The organism is Vibrio sp. YT-19(2023), from assembly GCF_033337395.1.
This window is the reverse complement of sequence record NZ_JAWOQN010000102.1, coordinates 1-1361: the sequence shown is the minus strand read 5'-3', so window position 1 is coordinate 1361 and position 1361 is coordinate 1. Positions and strand designations below refer to the sequence as shown.

At 47.0% G+C, this 1361-nt stretch carries 1 protein-coding gene; it reads left to right on the top strand.

From position 1 onward, the window contains the following. Positions 1 to 111 precede the first annotated feature (111 nt). Positions 112 to 1361: 23S rRNA (uracil(1939)-C(5))-methyltransferase RlmD (gene rlmD, locus R7E78_RS24130; protein WP_318058339.1), on the top strand; the 1250-nt coding region annotated here is incomplete at its 3' end.

Genomic DNA, 1361 nt, shown 5'->3' with positions numbered 1-1361 from the left:
GTGACGTCACCGAATAAACGGTAAGCATAATCAAGTCACTCGAATCACACAACGGCTGCAATCAAGAATAGTGAAGCAGCAGAGCAATTAGACACTAATCAGGCACAGAGCATGGCACGTATCTTTCAACCTAAAAAGAAAACGCAATTAAACACTCGTCACCAAGCGGTACAAGTAGAGCGTTTGGATCACCACGGCGCAGGTATTGCTTACCTTAAAAAGAAACCGTTGTTCATTGACGGCGCATTACCAGGTGAAGAAGTGGTGACGCAATTGGTGGAAGAGAAGAGCAAATTTGCTCGCGGCAAGCTGATTAAAATCCTAAAGCCAAGCGACGCGCGCGTTGAGCCATTTTGTCCGCATTATCATGAATGTGGCGGTTGTGATTTGCAGCACCTCAATTATGACCAACAATTGACGCACAAACAGCAGACGCTGCGTCAGTTAATGCGAAAATTTGCTGGCAGTGACATTGAGTTAGATGCGCCAGTATTGGGCGAGTCATTGGGCTACCGACGTCGTGCTCGCGTGAGTTTGTTTGTCGATAAGAAAACGCGTCAGTTGCACTTCGGCTTCCGCAAAAAGCAAAGCAAGCAAATTGCGCAAGTGACGGATTGTCCGGTATTGGCTCCTGAGTTGAATGTGCTATTGCCTGAGATTTATTCGGTGCTAACAGCGTTCAAAAAGCCAGAGCAATTGGGGCATGTAGAACTGGTGTTGGGTGACAACGGGCCTTGTATCACGCTGCGATACTTAAGTAATTTGGCCGATGAAGAAGTCAGTGCATTAGTTGAATTAGCGACACGCCATCAAGCCTCGTTGTATCTGATGCCAGAAACTGACCAACTTAACTTAGTTGCAGGTGAGGTGCCTTTCTATCAAGAAGCGGGCGTAAAAATCCCTTTTGCTCCGAACAACTTTATTCAGGTCAACCAAGCGGTGAACCAGAAAATGGTGGAACAGGCGATTGAGTGGTTAGACCCTCAAAGTGACGAACGAGTGTTAGATTTGTTCTGTGGATTAGGCAACTTCAGCTTGCCGATCGCAAAGCGTGCTAAACATGTCGTTGGCGTAGAAGGTGTGGCTGAGATGGTCGAAAAAGCCTCAAATAATGCATCTTTGAACCAAATCAATAACGCGCAATTTTATCACGCTAACCTTGAGCAGGATTTTGACGGCCAAGCTTGGGCTGCGGAAAAGTTTGACAAAGTATTGCTGGACCCTGCACGAGCAGGAGCGAGTGGGATCATCGATCAAGTTTCTGCGCTTGGCGCTCAGCGTGTAGTTTATGTTTCTTGTAATCCTGCTACCCTTGCAAGGGACAGCCAGAGCTTGCTAGATCAAGGCTATCAACTAACCAA